Source organism: Zoogloea sp. LCSB751 (genome assembly GCF_002028455.1).
Classification (GTDB): Bacteria; Pseudomonadota; Gammaproteobacteria; order Burkholderiales; family Rhodocyclaceae; genus Zoogloea.
The window spans coordinates 1-270 of sequence record NZ_MWUM01000212.1 but is presented as its reverse complement, the minus strand read 5'-3'; the positions used below and the strand labels follow the sequence as shown (position 1 = coordinate 270).

General features: G+C 49.6%; 1 protein-coding gene. It reads right to left on the bottom strand.

The features are described 5' to 3' along the window. Positions 1-270, bottom strand: a 270-nt coding sequence (locus tag B4920_RS26370) for a M1 family aminopeptidase (RefSeq protein WP_216820058.1), incomplete at both ends; no start/stop codon positions are given.

The window sequence follows — 270 nt, the reverse complement described above, 5'->3', positions numbered from 1 at the left end:
GTATTGTTTGAGGTAGTTGCTCACGCCGCGGCGGAACACCAGATCACCAAGTAAATGGCGTAGCTGCTTGAGCGTCGAGGCGCCTTTTTGATAGGTAATAGCATCGATATTGTCGAAGGCATTTTGGGTGGTCGCTACAGGCACTTCAATCGGATGGGTAGTGACTAAGCTGTCTTGCTCATAGGCGCGCTGTTTGCCTTGAGCATAAAAACTGCGCCAAGCATTCGTAAATTCTGTGGCTTCTTGGGTCGCGAGTGTACCCATAAAAGA